Here is an 18,975-nt window from a genome sequence, read left to right as displayed (position 1 = left end):
GCAGGGTTGAGCGCGGCCAAGGAAGGCGTTCCATGTCGAACATGCAACTGGATCTCGACGCGATCGAGGCGCTGAACCGGCGCCTGATCCGTGCCATGGACTATGAAAAGGGCCGCGGCGGGCCGCCTGACGGCTTCCCGGCCCTGCCCGAGATTCCCGGTGGCCGCTACACCGATCCGGCGTTCATCGAGGCCGAATGGCAGGCGCTGTGGAAGCGCAGCTGGCTCTATGCCTGCCACGCCGACGAGCTGGCCAATCCGGGCGACTACATGCTGTGGAAGAACACCGGCTCGCCGATCCTGATCGTGCGCGGCGAGGACGGCGTGATCCGCGCCTTCTACAACACCTGCCGCCACCGCGGCGCGCCCGTGGTGATGGACGACGGCGGCAACGCCCGCGGGCTGGTCTGCTCCTATCACGGCTGGACCTACAACCTGCAGGGCGAGCTGCTGAACATGCGCGACAAGCGCGACTTCGTCGACCTGGACATGTCGTGCCGGTCGCTGATCCCGGTGCGGTGCGAACAGCTCGGTAAATGGGTGTTCGTCAGCGAGGACCCGGAGATCGAGCCGCTGCTGGACTATCTCGGCCCGCTGGTGCCCCAGCTGATGCAGTTCCAGCCCGACAGGATGCGCTTCGTCGAGAAGCACGGCTTCGACATCGCCTGCAACATCAAGGTGATGATGGACGCCTTCCTCGAGACCTATCACGTCAAGTCGATCCACCAGCACACCGTCGACCGGTTCATCGATTCGCGCGGCACGGCGATCATGCTGTGGGAGAACGGCCACTCGCTGATGTGCACGCCCAACCGCCGCGAAGGCTGGCGCGACCCGGGCACCGTCGGCCTGAAGCACATGGACACGGTGACCGACGTGCCGCGCATCCACAACCTGTCGTTCAACGTGTTCCCGAACCTGATCTCGCCGCCCCATGCCTCGGGCGTGCCGATCCTCACCTTCTGGCCGACCGGGCCGAACACCATGCGGGTGGAATGTCACTGGTTCTCGCCCGATTGGGGCGACGGGCCGATCCCGGAGGTGTGGCACACCCGGATCGCCAATTTCGACCGCATCCTGTTCGAGGACACCCAGTTCGCGCCCTACATCCAGAATTCGACGGAATCGCCCGGCTTCAAGGGCGTGCTGCTGAGCTATCAGGAGCGCCGCATCTATCACTGGCACGAGGAACTGGACCGCCGCATCCGCGCCGCCGGAATCGCCGTGTCCGAGGCACTGATGATCGAGCCCATGATGGGTCCGTGGCGCGAGGACGCCCGGCAGGCGGCCGAATAGCTACTCGGCCGCCATCGCCCGCTGCGTCACCGGCAGGGCGCCGCTGACCACCTCGCCGCCCTTGATCACGGCGATGATGCGCGCCTGGTCCTGCAGGATCCTGATGTCCACCGACGGGTCGCCGTCGACGATCACCATGTCGGCCAGCTTGCCGGCCTCGATGGTGCCAAGGTCCGGGATGCCGGTCATCTCGCCGCCGAACTTGGTGGCCCAGCGGATCGCGTCCAGCGGGCTGATGCCCACCTGCTCCACATAGCACGCCAGTTCCTTCGAATAGTCGCCGTGCGGCGCCATGTCGAAGAAGCCGTAATCGTCGCCGGGCACGAACTTCACGCCGCGCGCATTGGCGACCGGCACCTTGGCCCGCATATATTCGAAATCTTCCGCATCGTAATACTCGGCGCCGTCCAGGCTCGGATCGGCCGACGACAGCCACGGCGTGTACATGCTGGGCAGCACGAACTTGTTGGTGGCGATCAGCGCGTCGATGACGTCGTCGTCCATCCAGTCGGCATGGTCGATGATGTCGACGCCGGCCTCGATGCACTTCATCACCTGGGCGGTGCCGCAGACATGCGCCCGCGTCCGCGCGCCGCGCTCATGGGCCGCGTCGGAGGCCGCCTTGAGTTCCTCGAAGGTCATTTCGCGGCAGCTGCGCATGGCATGGCCCGCCGCGGCGAACAGCTTGACGATCCTGGCGCCGCGCTCGATCTCGCGGATCGTGGCGTCGCGGAAATCGTCCGGGCCCCAGCATTTCAGCCACGGCACGCCCTCGGCCGGCTCGTCCTCGGTCACCTTGGGCGACAATGCCCGGCTCGACGGGATCAGCCGCGGCCCGGTCACCAGACCGGCGTCGATCGCCTCGGCCAGCCGGCCGTCGATGTCGTGGAAGGTGCCTGCGCCCACCACGCTGGTATAGCCGGCGCGCAGCGCCTTCTGGACATTGGAGATCGCCCATACCGCCTGCTTGGTGGCCGGCGCGTCCATGCCCGCCTTGTGCTCGCCGCCGATGCTGTAGGCGGCGTGGTAATGGCCGCTGACCATGCCCGGCATCAGGGTCATGCCCTGCAGGTCGACGACATTGTCGCCGGCGCGCGGCGTTACCGCGCCCGAGGATACCTCGGTGATGCGCTCGCCCTCGACGACGATGGTGGCGTTCGGCCGCGACGGATTGTCGCCGTCGAGCAGATTGGCGTTGCGGAACAGGATGCGGCTCATGGCCCCTTCTCCCCGTTGATCGGAGGCAAATACACGCCCGATGCTAGAAGCCTTCGGGCGTGTATTCAATCACGCTGGTTTGGCGCTTGCGCCGGTCAAATCAGCTGTAGTCGAATTTCTCGCCGCTCAGGTCGACCGGCCCCTGATAGAGCCGGGCATAGCGGCGCGACTTGAACTTCCACTTGCCGTCCTCGCGCACCACTTCGTCGTTGTAGCAGCCATAGACGCGGAACGAGGTGCCGTCATTGGTGCCCAGGATTTCGGTGACATAGGAGCGGCAGGTGGCCGTGTCGCCGTTCACGTCGACGATCGCCGGCTGGACCAGGAACACCGCGAACGGGAAACCGGCCATGGCCCCTTCCCACACCTTGCGGATCTCGTCGCGCCCGCGCACCGGCTCCTCGCGCAGATACCACTCGCCGTCCTTGGCCCAGGTGGCGGCCCAGTCGTCGGCATTGTGGCGCATCACCGCATCGGCATAACGCTGGGGCAACATCTGGATTTCAAGAATGTCCTCGGCAACGCTCATCGGTCTCTCCCCGTCATGAATGAATGTTTTCGGGTGGGAACGTAGCGCAAGGGACCGGCCCGCGCCAGCCTTCAGGCAAGCGGCGCGTGCTTCAACTGCGGCACAATACCGGATAGGCTTGCATGCGGGACCGTGTTCCCACCCCGCGCAGGCGAGAGGAAATGCCTGGTTCCTGCGCGGACGCTGTCGCCGGAAATCCGGCAGGAGAACGGATCATGCTGACCGGCAAAATTGCCGTCGTGACAGGTTCCGCCATCGGGATCGGGCGCGGCCTGTGCCTCGCCCTGGCGCAGCAGGGCGCCAGGGTCGCGGCGCTGGATATCGACGGCGAGAACAACACGCAAACCGCCCGCCTCGTGCGCGACGCGGGCGGCGAGTGCCTGCCGGTGGCCTGCGACGTGGGCGACCGGCACCAGGTGCGCCAGGCCATGGATCTGGTCCTGAGCCGCTTTACCCGGATCGACCTTCTGGTCAACAACGCGGCCTTCTGGGACAATTCGTCGCTGCGCGAAGGCACCTATGACAGCCAGACCGCCCAGTTCGAGCAGGCCATCAGTTCCTGCACCCTGGGCAGCTTCAACTGCTCCAGCGCCGTGGCCCCGGCCCTGCGCGCGGCGGGCGGCGGCAACATCGTCAACCTGATCACCGAGCATGTGAAGGAAGGCCATTACCTCACCGGCCGCCGCGGCCTGGGCTACGACTGCGCCAAGTTCGCCCAATGGCGCCTGACGGCGGTGCTGGCCGCCGAGCTGAAGCCCGACAACATCCGCGTCAACGGCCTGTGCTTCGGCGCCACCGACACCCCCATGCTGCGCGGCGAAGCCCCCGACCTCGCCGCCATCGCGATGAAGCCGGAGGACCTGGCCCAGGCCGTGCTGAACGTGGTCGCGCATGGGCCGAATGGGCCGACGGGAGAGACGTATCTGTTCGGGACGAGCGGGACGCAGCGGGAGGAAAGCGTTCGGGCGATTGCAGCGTTGGCGCCCGTTGGGTGAGAGGTAACGTGGCCAAGCAGTAAAGAATGCATTGGCAACCCCAGATTCAGCAGTTGACCTTCTGCACAACGTTGCATAAGGTTGCTCCATGTCACAGAATGATGCGCCAGATTTTCTGACTCTTGCGGAGGCTGCCGATTACGTTGGCGTCTCCAAAGACACATTACGGCGGTGGGACGCCTCCGGGCGTCTAAAGCCGGTACGCCGCCCGGGAAGCGGATACCGCTTTTATCGAAGACCCGATCTTGAGCCTTTTCGGCTTGAATATCGTCGCGCCGAGCAGGCAGCCGACCAACCGGGCCATATGTTTCAGACGCTGACAGCGGATATTGAGGCAAACCCCAAGGTTCGCGAACCGCAGCAAGACGCCCACCGCGCGGTTCGCACTCACTTCGACGCCTCTAATGAGCCGGTCATTCTGCAAATTCCGGTCGGTTGCGGAAAAACAGGCGTTATTGCAACCTTACCTTTTGGCATCGCCAAGGGCCGCGCGCTTGTCATCACGCCAAATCTAACGATCCGCTCAGGTGTCGCCGAAGCGCTCGATATCGGCAATCCAAAGAACTTCTGGCGGCGAACCGGTGCACTTCACGATTTCTCTGCGGGACCATTTCGTGCCGTTCTCGATGGCGTAGACGCCAATCTGCATGACTGCAACGCGAGTCAGTTCGTGGTAACGAACATTCATCAACTGGCGAGTTCGGCGGATCGCTGGCTTCCACAGTTTCCGCCGAACTACTTCGACATAATCATGATCGACGAGGGGCACCACAATGTAGCCCCGAGTTGGACGAAAGTGTTCGATCGCTTCCCAAATGCCAAAGTCGTGAGCCTCACCGCAACTCCGTTCCGAAGCGATGGAACGCGGCCCGTCGGCAAAGTCATTTACCGCTACCCATTCACCCGGGCGATGGTGAAGGGGTACATTAAGCAGATCCACTCCCGTAATTTCGCACCCTCGGAGCTATCGTTCACGTACCGCGACGATACGAAGAGGCACACTCTGGAAGAGGTGCTTGCCCTACGAGAACATGCGTGGTTTCGCCGAGGGGTTGCCTTGGCGCCAGAGTGCAATCGCCACATCGTGGACGCTAGTATTAAATATCTACACGAGTTGCGGGATCGCACCGGCTTTCACCATCAGGTGATTGCCGTCGCCTGTTCCGTTGACCATGCCCGACAAGTACGCGGGCTCTATGAGGAACGTGGCCTGAAGGCCGCTGAAATCTATGGGGAGATGGATCGGGACAAGCAAGATGCCGTTCTGGCGAGCCTGCGCAGCGGCAAACTCGACTGCATTGTTCAAGTGCAGATGCTTGGTGAGGGTTTCGACCATCCGCCGCTGAGCGTTGCAGCCATATTTCGTCCTTTTGCGAGCCTATCGCCGTACATCCAGTTCGCCGGCCGGGTAATGCGTGTCATTCACGAAGCGAAACCAGACCATCCCGACAACCATGCCTTTGTGGTTTCGCACGTCGGATTGAACACCGACACCCACTGGGACGACTTCCGAGAATTAGATTTCGATGACCAGGCAATGGTCAAGAAATGGCTTGAAGCCGAAGATGACAACGGCGACAGCGACGGTTCGGGCGAACCTCGACGCTTTGATGTCGGGATGCTGGTGGACAACGAGATTGTCGGCTCCTTCATCAACAAATCGTTTCTCGACCCGGAGGACGATCGCGTATTGGACGAAATGCTGGATCTTGAAATCGGTGCCGGCTTACGGCTCCGCGACCTTATCGGTAAGGACAAGCTCCGAGAAACTCTGCGCTCAAGGCAGCAGGAAATGTTGAGCGTTTACTCCGCAAACGATATTCCTGTGCAGCCACAGGCGCGCCGGGTGTCGGCGCGAAAGCGGCTTTCAGAGCGCACGGGCTCGGTTGCGGCACGCGTCCTTAAAGATCTGAAATTGTCGCCTGCCGGCCGCGAAGTCGGCCAACGCGATAAGTCCGTCGCGGGGCGCGACAATAGGGCGGCCGTCACGTCGCTTCTGAACAAGGCGATCAATGAGCACCTCGGCATCAAGTCAGGGAGTCGGAAGAACCCAGCTGCCGGGGACAACGAAGACGCGCTGGCTGCGCTCGACATGCTGGGTGACAGGGTGAGGGACTTCCTCAAGGGAGTGAACGACAATGCCTAAGGTCAGAGATATTCTTATCGATGTAAAAATTGAGCAGGCGCAGCGCCAGCGAAAATGTCGGCGTAATACCTCACACACCATTGTGAAAGGCGAATGGTGTCTCGTGGTGCGGACCAATGCCACCAACGACGACTACAGTTACAGTCGTGATGCAGCAAAGCCGATGCTTGATGCGGCATGGTCAAAGCTGAAGGTACTATATGAGGGGCTCGGGCTCCTGCCTCCTTGCGGCTAACCGACAACCAAGAACGGAAGATGTATAAGCGCCGAGCGGAAAAATAAGTGATGAGCGCGCCTCTCACATCGTAGGTACCGCAAGGATGAGGGCGAATATGACAATTATCGACGAAATCATTTTATCGCTGCAGAATGCCATCCAATCTAACAACGCGCGGGACGAAGCGCTTGCCGAAAATCTATTGACTCTCGGTGCCGGCGATATTCCTGAAAACTTGTCCACTCAAGAGTATGGGGTCGAAGGAATTCGGCGATGGCTACATCGAGCCGAGAAACTTCTTAATGAGTCGGTCAAGGTGCACCAAGAGTCTTCGGATGCGAGGGAGACTTTATCCTCCCAGGAACTGAGCAAAACAATTCAGCAATTCCAAAAGAGGGAACGGGGCTCCGAGAACCGCCTAGTCGATTCGATAAGCATCCGAGGTCCAGTGGAACTTGTCGAGGCGATGCGACACTTCCGCGCAGAGGAGCTACATAATGCGGTTATCGAGCACCTCCATCAGCGCTTAAATGCGTCGTGGAGTTATGTTGATGTGGTTTCCTGGGAGCGACTAATCCTCCTGGAAGAAACTCCGATTCTGTTCCTCATTACGCTGCCACTGGGCAAGCCCGATAAAAAACACATCGTCCTCGGAGAGGAACACAACCGGAGCGGGATCCATTTCCACTACGCCAAGCTCGATGGCGCGCGATCTGACGTAATCTTTGCGTTTGGCAAAAATACAGATGCCCCAAAATACCCTGTCAAGTGGGAGCGCCATGCCTCAGGGAAAGCCCAATTTCGCCCCTCTCCCGACAAATGGAACGAAAAGAAGCGTATCAACATCAATGAAGTCTGCTCGGCAGCGCGCCAAAACCTCCCTGTCGGAACCCGATTATTTACACCAAGCAAGCAATCTCAATTTCTGCTGCCAATTTGATCCAGTTTAGCGGCGGATGGCGTCCAGGCCACAGGCACTAGGCTAGCAAATCTTCTGATTCAAGCGTTCTTCTCGATACCGGCGCATCTTCACGCCCAAGGCCCACGCCTTCGATCTGATAGCTAATCTCTCAGGTCCAAACGTGATAAATGGCGGCTGCACAGATGAATTGCGGAGAAGGCCAATGTTCTTCATCATTGAATCAGACGAGCGACCGGACGGCTACGCAGTACTCTCGGAATCTAATGATTGGGTAATGTGGCTACATCGCAACATCCCTGCGACACTCGCCAATCCTGTCCGTAGCCGGCTTATCTCAAACCTGAAGCATCTACTCGTTGGCCTTGAGCTCAAGGCCGCTCTTATCCGCCCACACCGCCACCGTAGCGCAAACGAGCGTCCGGTACTTTTTGAACCCTATTTCCAGAATCTCATCCTAGAGTTCTGTGTAGGTTCATTTTCCGTGCTCGAGGGCCTTGGAGCAGCACATTGGCTTGCCCAACAGGAGCTTGATGGCGGCGACGGGCCGTATGTCAGCCGAGAGCGCTGGGTGTCCGCAATGTGCTCCGTTTACGATGAGACGAACGAATTTGCATTACGCGAAAACCTGTATCGTACGTTGGCCATACGCGACCGGCTTCACCAAGACCGGCTCGGAGCCCGCGAAGAGATCGACTGGCATGCCTTCTCATACGACGACGCATTCATTCCGGCATGCGAAGCGATACGCACGCTGCTACGGCGGGAGGCCGATGCTGTACCTGAAAACTCTATCCTCCAACTCTCCCCAACCGCATAGATCGACCTAGCCCTTACAGATCATGTGTCTAAGTCAAGGTTAGCGTCCGACATTAATAATGCGGCTTGAGTCAAGGAGCATTGCTTGAACCGCGCGCCCCACCCCGCTATCACTACCGCCACCTTCCGGCTCTAACGGGGAACGACCCTCATGACCTCTGTCGGCATCACCGCCTATGGCGCGTACCTGCCCAAGCGCCGCCTGAACCGGGCGGCCATCGCCGCCGCCAATGCCTGGATGAACCCGGCGCTGAAGGGCATGGGCAAGGGCGCCAAGGCGATGTGCAACTGGGACGAGGACACGGTCACCATGGCCGTCGAGGCCGGGCGCGACTGCCTGACCGGCATCGACCGCGCCACCGTCGACAGCGTCACCCTGGCGTCGACCACCCTGCCCTTCGCCGACCGGCACAATGCCGGCATCGTGCTGGCGGCGCTGACGCTGGACGAGAATTCGGAGTCCATCGACGTCACCGCCACCCAGCGGGCCGGCACCACGGCGCTGATCAAGGCGCTGAAGGCCGGCGGCAACGCGCTGGTCCTCGCCGCCGACCACCGCATCGCCAAGCCGGGCAGCGCCCAGGAGATGCAGCTGGGCGACGGCGCCGCCGCGCTGCTTCTGGGCACCGAGAAGGTGATCGCCCGGTTCCTCGGCTCGCACTCGCTGGCCCGCGACCTCGTGGACCACTACCGCTCGGCCAATGCCGAATATGACTACAATCTGGAAGAGCGCTGGATCCGCGACATGGGCTACGACCTGATCGTGCCCGAGGCGGCGAAGCAGGCGCTGGCCAAGGCCGGTGTGTCGGCCGCCGACATCGACCACTTCATCATGCCCGCGACCCAGAACGGCCTCGACGCGCGCCAGGCCAAGCGCATCGGCGTCAAGGCCGAGGCGGTGCGGAGCAACCTCAACCGCGAGATCGGCGAGGCCGGCGTCGCCCACCCGCTGCTGATGCTGGTGCACGCGCTGGAGGAGGCGCAGCCGGGCCAGAAGATCATGGTGATCGGCTTCGGCCAGGGCGCCGACGTGCTGATCTTCGAGACCACCGACGCGCTGAAGCAGCTGCCGAAGCGCTCCGGCGTCACCGGCCAGCTGGCGAAGGGCGCCGAGGACAACAACTACCAGCGCTTCCTGTCGTTCAACGGCCAGATCGACTACGAATGGGGCATCCGCGCCGAGCGCGACAACCGCACCGCCCAGAGCACGGCCTATCGCAAGCGGGATTCGATCACCTCGTTCCTGGGCGGCAAGTGCACCCAGTGCGGCACGGTGCAGTTCCCCAAGAGCAATGTGTGCGTGAACCCGAACTGCCAGGCCATCGGCACCCAGGTCGACCATCCGTTCGCCGACCTGGAAGCGGCGGTGAAGACCTTCACCGAGGACAACCTGGCCTATTCGCCGAATCCGCCGCTGCAATATGGTAATATCGGTTTCAACGAAGGCGGGAACATCTATATGGACCTGACGGATTTCGATTCCGGCACGATCTCGGTCGGCAGCAAGGTCCGGATGGTTTTCCGCATCAAGGACTTCGACGACAAGCGCGGTTTCCGCCGCTATTTCTGGAAAGCGGCCCCGGCGGCCTGAGACGGCTGACCGAGCGCATAGGACAGATGAAAGGACACTGAGATGGCTGGCATTCGTGACAAGGTGGCGATCATCGGCATGGGCTGCTCCAAGTTCGGCGAGCGCTGGGACGCCAGCCCCGACGATCTGATGCTGGAGGCCTATACCGAGGCCCTCGCCGACGCGGCCATCGCCAAGGAAGACATCCAGATGGCGTGGCTCGGCGTGTTCTTCGACGAGCAGAACGTCGGCAAGTCGGCGATCCCGCTGTCGCAGGCGCTGCGCCTGCCCAACATCCCGGTGACCCGCGTCGAGAACCTCTGCGCCACCGGCACCGAGGCGCTGCGCGGCGCGGTCTACGCGGTCGCCGCCGGCGCCTGCGACATCGCCATGGCGCTTGGTGTCGAGAAGCTGAAGGACACCGGTTACGGCGGCCTGCCCGAGCGCACCAAGGGCACGTTCGAGGATCTGTGGCAGCCGAACTCCACGGCGCCCGGCTCGTTCGCCCAGATGGCCAGCGCCTATTCGGCCAAGCACGGCGTCGACATGCAGGATCTGAAGCGCGCCATGGCGCATGTGTCGTGGAAGAGCCACCAGAACGGCGCCAAGAGCCCGAAGGCGCATCTGCAGTCGGTCGTCGACATGGACAAGATCCTGAACGCGCCGATGGTGTCGTTCCCGCTGGGCCTGTTCGACTGCTGCGGCGTCAGCGACGGCGCCGCCTGCGCCATCGTCACCACGCCGGAGAAGGCCCGCGAGATGGGCTTCGACAATCCGGTGGTGGTGAAGGCGCTGCAGCTCGCCGCCTCCAACGGCGTCGAGATGAGCCACAATTCGTGGGACGGCTCCTACACCATGACGACGCGGATGGCCGCCCAGCGCGCCTATGCCGAAGCCGGCATCAAGGACCCGCTGAAAGAGATCTCGCTGACCGAGGTGCATGACTGCTTCTCGATCACCGAGCTGGTGGTGATGGAGGACCTGGGCCTGTCGAAGGAAGGCCAGGGCTACAAGGACATCCTGAACGGCAAGTACGACGCCGACGGCGAGGTGCCCTGCCAGATCGACGGCGGCCTGAAGTGCTTTGGCCACCCGATCGGCGCCTCGGGCCTGCGCATGGCCTACGAGGTCTACACCCAGATCAACGGCCGCGCCGGCGCGCGCCAGCTGAAGGACCCGGTCATGGGCCTGACGCACAACCTCGGCGGCATCCCGAACCGGAACGTGTGCAGCGTCTCGATCCTCGGCCGCCTCAACCAGTAGCCGCCCCTTGAATCGCGACCTGAGCATCGAGGAAAAGATTGCCCTCAAGCAATGGGGCCTGGACGACGACGCCCTCGCCGTCCATCCCACCGTCTACCGCAACGATCTGCTCGAGGGCCAGGTGTTCCTGATCTCGGGCGGCGGCACCGGCATGGGCCGCACCCTGGCCTATCTGGTGGCGCGCCTCGGCGGCGAGGTGATGATCTGCGGCCGGCGCCAGGAGATGCTCGACGAGACGGCGGACGGGATCAACAAGCGCCTGGGCAAGCAGATCGCCACCCATGCCATGAGCATCCGCGACGAGGACCAGGTGGCCGCGCTGATGGACGCCGCCTGGGCGCGTTTCGGACAGGTGAACTGCCTGATCAACAATGCCGGCGGCCAGTTCGTGCAGAACGCCATCGACTTCACCAAGAAGGGCTGGCGCTCGGTCATCGACCTGAATTTGAACGGCACCTGGTACATGATGCAGGATGCCGCGATCCGCTGGCGCGACACCGGCTTTCACGGCGGCAACATCATCAACAACGTGGCCACCGTGAACCGCGGCATGCCCCAGTCGGGCCATACCTGCGCCGCGCGCGCCGGCATCATCGCCATGTCGAAGACGGTCTCGACCGAATGGGCGCCGTTCCGCATAAGGGTGAACTGCGTGGCGCCGGGATCGGTGGAGACCACCGGCTTCAACGTCTATTCCGACGAGGCGCTGACCACCTTTGCCAATTGCAACCCGATGAAGCGCACCGGCACCGCCTGGGACGTGGCCGAGGCGATGATCTATCTGGCCGGCCCCAGCGGCAATTTCATCACCGGCGAAGTGCTGACCGTCGACGGCGGCATGTCGCAGATGGGCTGGATGTGGCCCGCCGGACGCCCGGATTACTTCAAGGATATTATCGGCTAGGGCCGGCTCGTGCTATGATGGCGGCTCAACTGGAGTTGCCGCATGAACCAGATGCTCCCGCGCGCGTTGCGCGACTTCATCGCCGAGAAGGTCCGGAGCGGCCAATACGCGTCCGAGGACGATGTGGTCCGCGCTGGCCTCGAGGCGCTGCAATTTATCGAGACCCAGCATGCGGCCTTGCTCGGCGAGATCGACAAGGGCATCGCCGATGCCGACGCGGGCCGCTTCAGCACCAAGTCGGTCGATCAGATCATCGACGAGATGGAGCGGGAGTTCGGCGATTAGGTGCCCTCGTTCCAACTGACAATCGAGGCCGAAGCCGACCTTCGCGACATCTATCGCCAAAGCCGGAAGCGATGGGGAAAGCCGCAGACGGCGCTGTATCTGAACAATCTCGACGAGGTGTTTCACGATCTCGCCAGTCATCCGGATCGCGGCAGGACCAGACATGACCTCAGGCCGGGTGTTCGCAGCCGACTCTCCGGAAAACATGTCGTGTTCTATCGGACCGAGGGTGATCACGTGAGCATTCTGAGGATCCTGCATCAGGCGCAGGATGCGTTTCAGGCGTTTGGACGGCGCTAGGCAGGAGCCGGCTACTTCTTGCCGGCGAAGCTGCCAATGGCGACCTCATAGGCGCTGCTGACTGCCCAGCTACCGCCAATCTCCTGGGCTGCCGGGCCAAAAAACCCGCCATTTGCCGTGCCATGCAGCGGGTCGGGTGCCGCCAGATCCTTCTCCAGGGCGGTGCCCGCAAAGGTGTTTCCGGCAATGGCGGCATCGATGACGATGGTCTTCCAGCCCTCTGTAACGGGGGGATTGTACCGCACCTGCATGTTGTAGAGTTCGCCCGTCACCTTACCGGCCGCGAAGTCGGCGCTCAGCACGACATCGCCGCTGAGGAGAGACGTACGCTCCGTGACGCGGTTGACCACATACCCATTCGTCTGCCCGGTATATGTCGCTGCGCCGGTTGTCGGAACCGAATCGGCCGGGGTGCGGATGCCGAAGACTACAAAGCCCGTCCTGATGTCCGAACCGCTGCTTCCGTCTATCCAGTTGCCATAGGTCGTGTAGTCCAATCCCAGGCCGTCCGGTCCCGGCTTCCAGAGCGCAAGGGTGATGTTGCCCGATTTGCTGTAGACGGTGATCGTCGTGTCAGGCGTGACGACGATATCCGCTGGAACGAACGTTTGATCGAAGGCGACCCCGCCGTGGTTCACGTTCACCCTGAAGCTGTCGTTGCCGACGTCATAGGAGACGGTGTTGCCGCCATCCAGACCCTCTCCACTGGCCTCGGCGTCAAACGGCCGGGCGAAATGCATTTCGACCGAGGCTGCGTCGAATGCCTGATCGACCGTCAGATCGAGCAGGGATGAGTTGGTCGGCGTCGGTGTTGGTGCCGGGGTCGGGGTCGGGGTCGGGGTCGGCGTAGGCGTCGGTGTTGGTGTCGGCGTAGGCGTCGGTGTTGGTGCCGGCGTAGGCGTAGGCGTCGGCGTCGGCGTCGGTGTGGGAACCGGGGTGGGTGTCGGCGTTACCACGACCCCGCCGCTACAGCCGGGAAGCGCCAGCAGGGACGCGAAAATCATTCCGTTTACAACGTTCCTGAGCATGCCGCCCCCGAGCAGAAAATGAGCAAAACGACAAAAAAGCTTGTCGCCGGGAAATCAGCAACCGTCAATGGGATTCAGGCGGTTACGGCGCATGGATGGAAATTTTTACGGTTCGTTGCAGTCCGGCAACAACCGTATGCTCGCGCCTCAGAACCTGCGCGAGACGCCGATCTCCACCCGGTGCCGGTCGTAATCGTAGAAATCGATGCTGGAGTGGTTCTTCACGAAGGTGTAGCGCAGCTCCGGCGAGAAACCCCACACATTGATGTCGCGCTTGATCAGCGACAGGCCGACCCGGAATTCGGTGTCGTTGCGGCGCCGGTTGAACGCGGGCTGGATGCCCTTGTAGGGGTTGAAGGTGATCTCGGGCTGCAGATAGGCGATGATGCCCCAGCCGAATTCCCGGTAATAACCCAGCCCGTAGCGCCACTCGGTATTGCGCAGCGAGACCGAGTCGGCCCGCTCGTAATTCACCGCGAACACGCCGCGCAGATAGGAACGGCTGCTGAGGCCATAGGTGACGGCGCCGACGAAGGAATAGAGCGGCCCATCGAGTTGGTCGTTCAGCAGGTAATCCACGTGCTGGTAGCCGACGGTGGCCGAAATGCGCCAGCGCCGGGCGATGTCCTGTTCCCAGTTGATCTGCCCGCCGATGCTGCGGTTGTACGCCGCATGGCCGTACCAGCGATAATAGCCGGTCGCCTGCATCGAAATCGTCGTGCGCGGCCAGCGGAACGATGGGCCGATGCCGGCCGAGACCAGCGTATCGTCGAACATGGAGCCCTTGTATTCCGAATGCCGGACGAAGACGTTGCTCTCCAGCTTGGCCCGCGTGCCGAGGTTGGGCGAATATTCCGCGCCGCCCGAGACCACCATGCCCACGCCCGATTTCTTGCGCGCATCTTCATCGAGAATGAACGGCAGGCCGAACAGGTCGACGCGCTCGTCCTCGGGCGCCACGTTGATGTTGGTGTCGGGCGCGACCGAGACGCCGAACGTATAGCGGAACGCCTTGCGCGCCCGGATGCCGTCGAGAAACTTGTTGATGTTGTCGGCCACCGGCCCGGGCGGCTGGGCCGCCAACACCAGGTGGAAGTGATGCTCGGCCGCCTCGTCCTCCTCGTTCAGGAACAAGGCGCGCGCCAGTTCGAGGCGCACGCGGGTGAGCCCCGGTTTTTCGGTGAGAATGTCGCGGTAGATCTTCACCGCGTCGCCATGGCGCTTCTCGGCGACGGCGATGGTGCCGAGCAGGAACCGCACGTCGACCGGATCGGGCGCCTGCGGCAGGACGCGCTCCAGCAGGCGCCGCGCCGGATCGTTCTGCCCCGCCAGGATCAGCCGCTTGGCCACCTCGACCACCTCGGCCGGTGTCATCACCTCGGGCAGTCGATCGAGCGGCACGGAGACGCCCGCGCCGGCGGCTGGCGGTGTCTCGGGCGGCGCCGCATCCTCGCCATGCGCCGGGGCCGGCGCGAGCAGCACCGCGATCAAGGCCGGCACGATGTGCGCCAGCGAATGCCCGCTCCAGCCCATATGTCAGCGCCGCGACGGTGCCGGCAGCGGCGCGATCATTGCCGTTTCGCCAGGAACCCGCCCAGCGCACGGCCGAGCGGGCTGGACATGGACCACAATCCAGCGGCATGCCCCGGCATACCGCCCTCGTCGCCGTAGAAGCCGCCGCGCGCCTCGCCGTTCCAGACCCCGTCGTCGGTGCCTGCCGTGCCGGCGAACTCGCTGGTGCCGTCGGCGATCGACATGCGGGCGCGGAAGTCCACCCACGCTGACGCAACACCGGCCGCGTCGATCTTCTCCATCTCCGTGAAGTCGGCATTCACCAGACCGCTGGCGAAATTGGCGGTGAGCAGCACATTGCCCTCGACCACGAACGCCTCGGGCGCGCCGGAGGCGGTCTCGGTCAACGCGCCCTGCGTGGTGCCCTCGAACGCGGCCGTGCCGGTCTTCGGCATGGCGCCCGCAGGCGTGCGCGCGCCGAGACCGTCGAACCCGCCCACATAGGACGCCGCCGTGCTCTCCCAGTCGCCCAGGCTGTCATAATCGAGCGCGGTGGATTGCTGTACCGGTTCATTCAAAACGCTAATGACGCCCCCAAGAGGCGGTGCGTCGCCGCCATTTATGATGATTCCACCCCCAGGCAGGTCCACCTCTATGTCTCCGGCGGTCCTGACCGTCCCGGCAAGAGAGCCGACCAACGGCGCCGACGCCCCGATGGTCAGATCGACATCGGTGACAGTCACTGTGACCGCAGTTCCGCTATGCTGCACATCGAGGGTCCAGAAGCCTTGCTGCACGGTCCCCGCCGTATCGAAGGAACCGACAACGGAACCGGCCGTGAGCACAGTGTACGATTTACCTTCGAGCGCATCGAGATCACGGCCGATCAGGCCGGCTACGAGTAATCCATCCAGCGCAGCGGTGCCGGTAACGGCAAGCTTGTTCGATCCGGCGGCACCCAGTTCGACAAACATCTGACCCGTCGAGCTTTGCGAATAGCTGCCACTGATCTTCAGCACGCCGTTCAAGGCACCCGGCGTAACGATACCCTGGTTGGTCACGTTCCCCTGAAGGGTGCCGATGCCGGCCAGGCCGCCGTCCGCCGTCACGGTCGCACTTGTCGCAACCGTTCCCTGCAGGCGCAGTGTACCGCCGCTGACGGTGGTCTTGGTTATGCTCGATCCGTCATCGAGTTGAAGGATCAGCGTGCCGTCCTCTACCGCGAGCGCGTCGACGCCCGTGATCTTGCCATCAAGCACCGCATCACCCGTTGCCGTGATCGAGTCGTATCCACTGCCGCCAACGATATCTCCCTTGATGCGGGAACCCGTCGACAGTTCGATAGTGTCACCCGATGAGCCGAGCAGCAGATCACCGCTGATAAGTCCGCTGTTCTTCAGCGTCATGGGTCCGTTCGCATTGTTTACTGCCGCGAACGCGCCCTTCAGTGTGCCGTCATTGGTGATGGTGTGGTCGATGCCATCCAGATAGACAGCTGTGTCCGCCTCGATCAGGCCCGCGTTGCCCAGGCTGTTCTGGACGCCAGCCAACGACACGCCGTTTCGCGCGCTATATACGAGACCGGTGTTGGTAATATCGTTACCGACTCCCTCGATCCTGATGGCGTCAAGGCCTTCGATACCGGTCTGGCTCCCGGTGCTGTCGACAATGCCTTCTCCCGCGATGCTATCGGACATGTTCTCGACGACGACACCGTTTCCCTTGACGTAGATGCCGTGACCCGTACCGGAATAGATTTGGCCAGCAACATTCGAGATCCGGCCGCCAGTTCCTTCAAGCTTCACGCCGAAGGCCTTGGTGTCGTCAGGTGAGCCGCCATCTTCCGCACCATTCTTGCCACCCGCGATTGTGCCGGCATTGTAGACAATACTAGCATCGCCGAGCACGTTGACGCCGTCATCTCCGGCAGTGACCGTGCCGCCTGCCTCGTTCACAACCCAGTTACCGGACTTGCCGGCGATCCGAATGCCGTACGCCTCGCCTTCGATCGTGCCCTGATTGATGATCTTGTTGAGGTTGGAACTGACCAAGATGCCAGTATGTGCCTTGATTTCGCCGTCGATGCCGTTCGTCACGAGATTGTTGCTGGTCGCTCCGCCCACGATCGTTCCCAACGCGACGAAAATGCCGACCGGTGCCTCGATCAAGCCCTGGTTCGTCACGCCGGCGTAACCATCCCCATTCATGTCTTCACTGTTGAGAAACTCGACACGAATGCCCCCGGTTTCCGACTTGAGCGTGCCCGCGTTGAGGATGTCGTTGAAGTCCCCGGCATCAATTGCGAAATTGAGAGAGGTAACTTCGGCGTTGGCAGCATTGATGACGACGTTTCTGTTCCATGTCTCGATGCCGTGATTGCCGGCGGAGATTGAATTCGCGTTGCGGAATTCAAGGCCTTCGCTCTTCAGGGCGACCGTTGCATAGCCGCTCTTGGCGGCAAGTCCCGCATCGTTGATGACCAGACCGCTGCCCAGTAGAGAAACGGTCATCCCGTCAGCATCGCCTGAGCCTTCCGCAATGGTGAACGTAGCCCAGTCCTCAACATAGACGGCTGCCGCTTCGAAACCGCCCGACAGCTTCAGGACGCCACTCTCGGTATCGTTGGAGTAGATGCCGATGCTATCCCAGCCTTCGCCGGCATCAACCGTTCCTTCCGCGTCGGGCTCGGCATCGGCGTCCCTGAAGAAAAAGTCGTCGCCTGCTCCAAGGGAAATGTCACCGGCAATGAGGCCGGCATTGATGACAACGTCACTGCCGTCGCCCATCACGATGTCGCCAACGATTTTTCCGGCGGGCATGTTGACCAGCTTGTCTCCGGCATCACCCAGCAAAATTGCCCCTTGGATCTTGCCGGTATTGTCGACGTCTACAGCCGTACCCGAGGTATCGCCGCCGGTGACGGTGATCGCGATATCCGCGTCTATCGTGCCGGAATTCCAGACACTCAAGGCGCCGGAGGTGTTGTTGCCACCGATGATCCCGACGTCGTTTTCACCACCTGACGCCAGGATGCTACCGCTGTTGAAAACCGTCGAATTACCACCGGCAATAACCGCCTCAGCGCCGCCGTCCCCCGAAACGGTGATCGTGCCGGTGTTTTTGAGGTCGAGGCCGTAATTCGTGCGTATGCCGGTGGCGCCACCGCCCACGACGATTAGCTCGCCGTTGTTCACAACCTTCCCGTCGATCAGGAACAAGCCCGTGCTGGCGCCCTGCGCATCGACCCTGATCGTGTCATTGTTGGTGACAATGTTCTGCAGGCCACTCGGCCCCCATACACCGATCGCGATTCCGTCGGTTCCGATGGCGTTCGCATGGATCAGGCCGTCGTTCGTCAGATCGTTGAAATTCCCGGCAAAGACCCCGACGACGTTGGAGAAGGCGCCTCCTTCAGCGTAAATCTTGCCATTGTTCCTGATCGTAGAACCAATTGTGTCCAGGGCGATCGGTACGCCTCCAGCGCCGGCAATGGCTGAGATCGTCCCGTCATTGGTCAAATCCGCATCGACGATCCGAACAGCTGTTGCAGGGGACTCAACCGTGCCTTCGTTCAGAATGGTGGATTCCACGGCAACGAGGCCTTCGGTCAGGCCCTCGATAGTCCCGGTTACCGTGTTGTGAATATCGCTGAAGGCCCCCACCAATACCCCGGCATCGCTGATCGAACCGCTGTTAGTCACCTGGCTGTTCTTGCCGATCTGCACGGCAAAACCGTCACCGGAATAGACGATGGAAGCGCCATCGCTCACCGTCAGCTTTACATTTTCTTCAAGGCCGGTACCGACACCAGAGGTGTCCGAGCCGGTACACACGATAAGGTCACCCGATTGTGCCGGACTGGGTACACAGCTTGCGGACGCACCCACCGGCGTGAGGCAGGAGGTCGCCATCAAAAGCGCCGCGGTATTCAGCCAAGCAGAAGTCGGTTTCCGTTCCCTATACATTTGCCTGCTC

The 18,975-nt window shown here is 62.2% G+C and carries 16 protein-coding genes; 11 read left to right on the top strand and 5 right to left on the bottom strand.

Annotated features, from left to right (window positions below; all coding sequences use genetic code 11):
* Positions 1-32 precede the first annotated feature (32 nt).
* Positions 33-1,295, top strand: a complete 1,263-nt coding sequence (locus WJU21_RS00180) for an aromatic ring-hydroxylating dioxygenase subunit alpha (protein WP_346321362.1) — start codon at positions 33-35, stop codon at positions 1,293-1,295.
* Here WJU21_RS00180 and WJU21_RS00175 read toward each other — a convergent pair whose 3' ends face one another.
* Entirely contained in the window at positions 1,296-2,513 is a 1,218-nt protein-coding gene (locus WJU21_RS00175; RefSeq protein WP_346321361.1) for an amidohydrolase family protein, read from the bottom strand.
* A gap of 100 nt (positions 2,514-2,613) precedes the next feature.
* Complete coding sequence (locus WJU21_RS00170) at positions 2,614-3,042, bottom strand: nuclear transport factor 2 family protein (RefSeq protein ID WP_346321360.1); 429 nt, start codon at positions 3,040-3,042, stop codon at positions 2,614-2,616.
* 215 nt (positions 3,043-3,257) lie between these two features.
* Here WJU21_RS00170 and WJU21_RS00165 point away from each other — a divergent pair, with 215 nt between their 5' ends.
* From WJU21_RS00165 to WJU21_RS00120, 10 genes are all read left to right on the top strand, one after another.
* A complete protein-coding gene (locus WJU21_RS00165) occupies positions 3,258-4,037 on the top strand; it encodes an SDR family oxidoreductase (protein WP_346321359.1) in 780 nt (259 codons plus the stop codon).
* An 88-nt stretch (positions 4,038-4,125) separates the two neighbouring features.
* Positions 4,126-6,183, top strand: coding sequence for a DEAD/DEAH box helicase family protein (locus WJU21_RS00160; protein WP_346321358.1), 2,058 nt, complete (start codon positions 4,126-4,128; stop codon positions 6,181-6,183).
* Entirely contained in the window at positions 6,176-6,418 is a 243-nt protein-coding gene (locus WJU21_RS00155; protein WP_346321357.1) for a hypothetical protein, read from the top strand. Before WJU21_RS00160 ends, WJU21_RS00155 begins: the two co-directional genes overlap by 8 nt.
* A 97-nt stretch (positions 6,419-6,515) precedes the next feature.
* Complete coding sequence (locus WJU21_RS00150) at positions 6,516-7,340, top strand: hypothetical protein (RefSeq protein WP_346321356.1); 825 nt, start codon at positions 6,516-6,518, stop codon at positions 7,338-7,340.
* Between the two features lie 184 nt (positions 7,341-7,524).
* Entirely contained in the window at positions 7,525-8,139 is a 615-nt protein-coding gene (locus WJU21_RS00145) for a hypothetical protein (RefSeq protein ID WP_346321355.1), read from the top strand.
* A 150-nt stretch (positions 8,140-8,289) separates the two neighbouring features.
* Positions 8,290-9,729, top strand: coding sequence for a 3-oxoacyl-[acyl-carrier-protein] synthase III C-terminal domain-containing protein (locus WJU21_RS00140; RefSeq protein ID WP_346321354.1), 1,440 nt, complete (start codon positions 8,290-8,292; stop codon positions 9,727-9,729).
* 42 nt (positions 9,730-9,771) lie between these two features.
* On the top strand, positions 9,772-10,971 hold the full coding sequence (locus tag WJU21_RS00135; protein ID WP_346321353.1) for an acetyl-CoA acetyltransferase: 1,200 nt from the start codon (positions 9,772-9,774) through the stop codon (positions 10,969-10,971).
* A 7-nt stretch (positions 10,972-10,978) separates the two neighbouring features.
* Positions 10,979-11,875 carry an SDR family oxidoreductase gene (locus tag WJU21_RS00130; protein WP_346321352.1) on the top strand — a complete coding sequence of 299 codons (897 nt, stop codon included), beginning with the start codon at positions 10,979-10,981 and terminating at the stop codon, positions 11,873-11,875.
* A 42-nt stretch (positions 11,876-11,917) separates the two neighbouring features.
* Positions 11,918-12,160 (top strand): type II toxin-antitoxin system ParD family antitoxin, encoded by a 243-nt coding sequence (locus WJU21_RS00125; protein ID WP_346321351.1) that lies wholly within the window; start codon positions 11,918-11,920, stop codon positions 12,158-12,160.
* Positions 12,161-12,460: a type II toxin-antitoxin system RelE/ParE family toxin gene (locus tag WJU21_RS00120; protein WP_346321350.1), complete on the top strand. Its 300-nt coding sequence runs from the start codon at positions 12,161-12,163 to the stop codon at positions 12,458-12,460.
* 11 nt (positions 12,461-12,471) lie between these two features.
* On the opposite strand, the gene WJU21_RS00115 is transcribed toward WJU21_RS00120, so the two are convergent.
* The 3 genes from WJU21_RS00115 to WJU21_RS00105 form a co-directional block, all read right to left on the bottom strand.
* On the bottom strand, positions 12,472-13,464 hold the full coding sequence (locus tag WJU21_RS00115; protein WP_346321349.1) for a transferrin-binding protein-like solute binding protein: 993 nt from the start codon (positions 13,462-13,464) through the stop codon (positions 12,472-12,474).
* A 171-nt stretch (positions 13,465-13,635) separates the two neighbouring features.
* Positions 13,636-15,021, bottom strand: coding sequence for a surface lipoprotein assembly modifier (locus WJU21_RS00110; RefSeq protein ID WP_346321348.1), 1,386 nt, complete (start codon positions 15,019-15,021; stop codon positions 13,636-13,638).
* A 35-nt stretch (positions 15,022-15,056) separates the two neighbouring features.
* Positions 15,057-18,965, bottom strand: coding sequence for a hypothetical protein (locus tag WJU21_RS00105; protein ID WP_346321347.1), 3,909 nt, complete (start codon positions 18,963-18,965; stop codon positions 15,057-15,059).
* Positions 18,966-18,975: the final 10 nt, after the last annotated feature.

The sequence above is a fragment of the Emcibacter sp. SYSU 3D8 genome, assembly GCF_039655875.1.
Taxonomy (GTDB): Bacteria; Pseudomonadota; Alphaproteobacteria; order SMXS01; family SMXS01; genus RI-34.
This window is presented reverse-complemented; position numbering and strand designations above follow the sequence as displayed.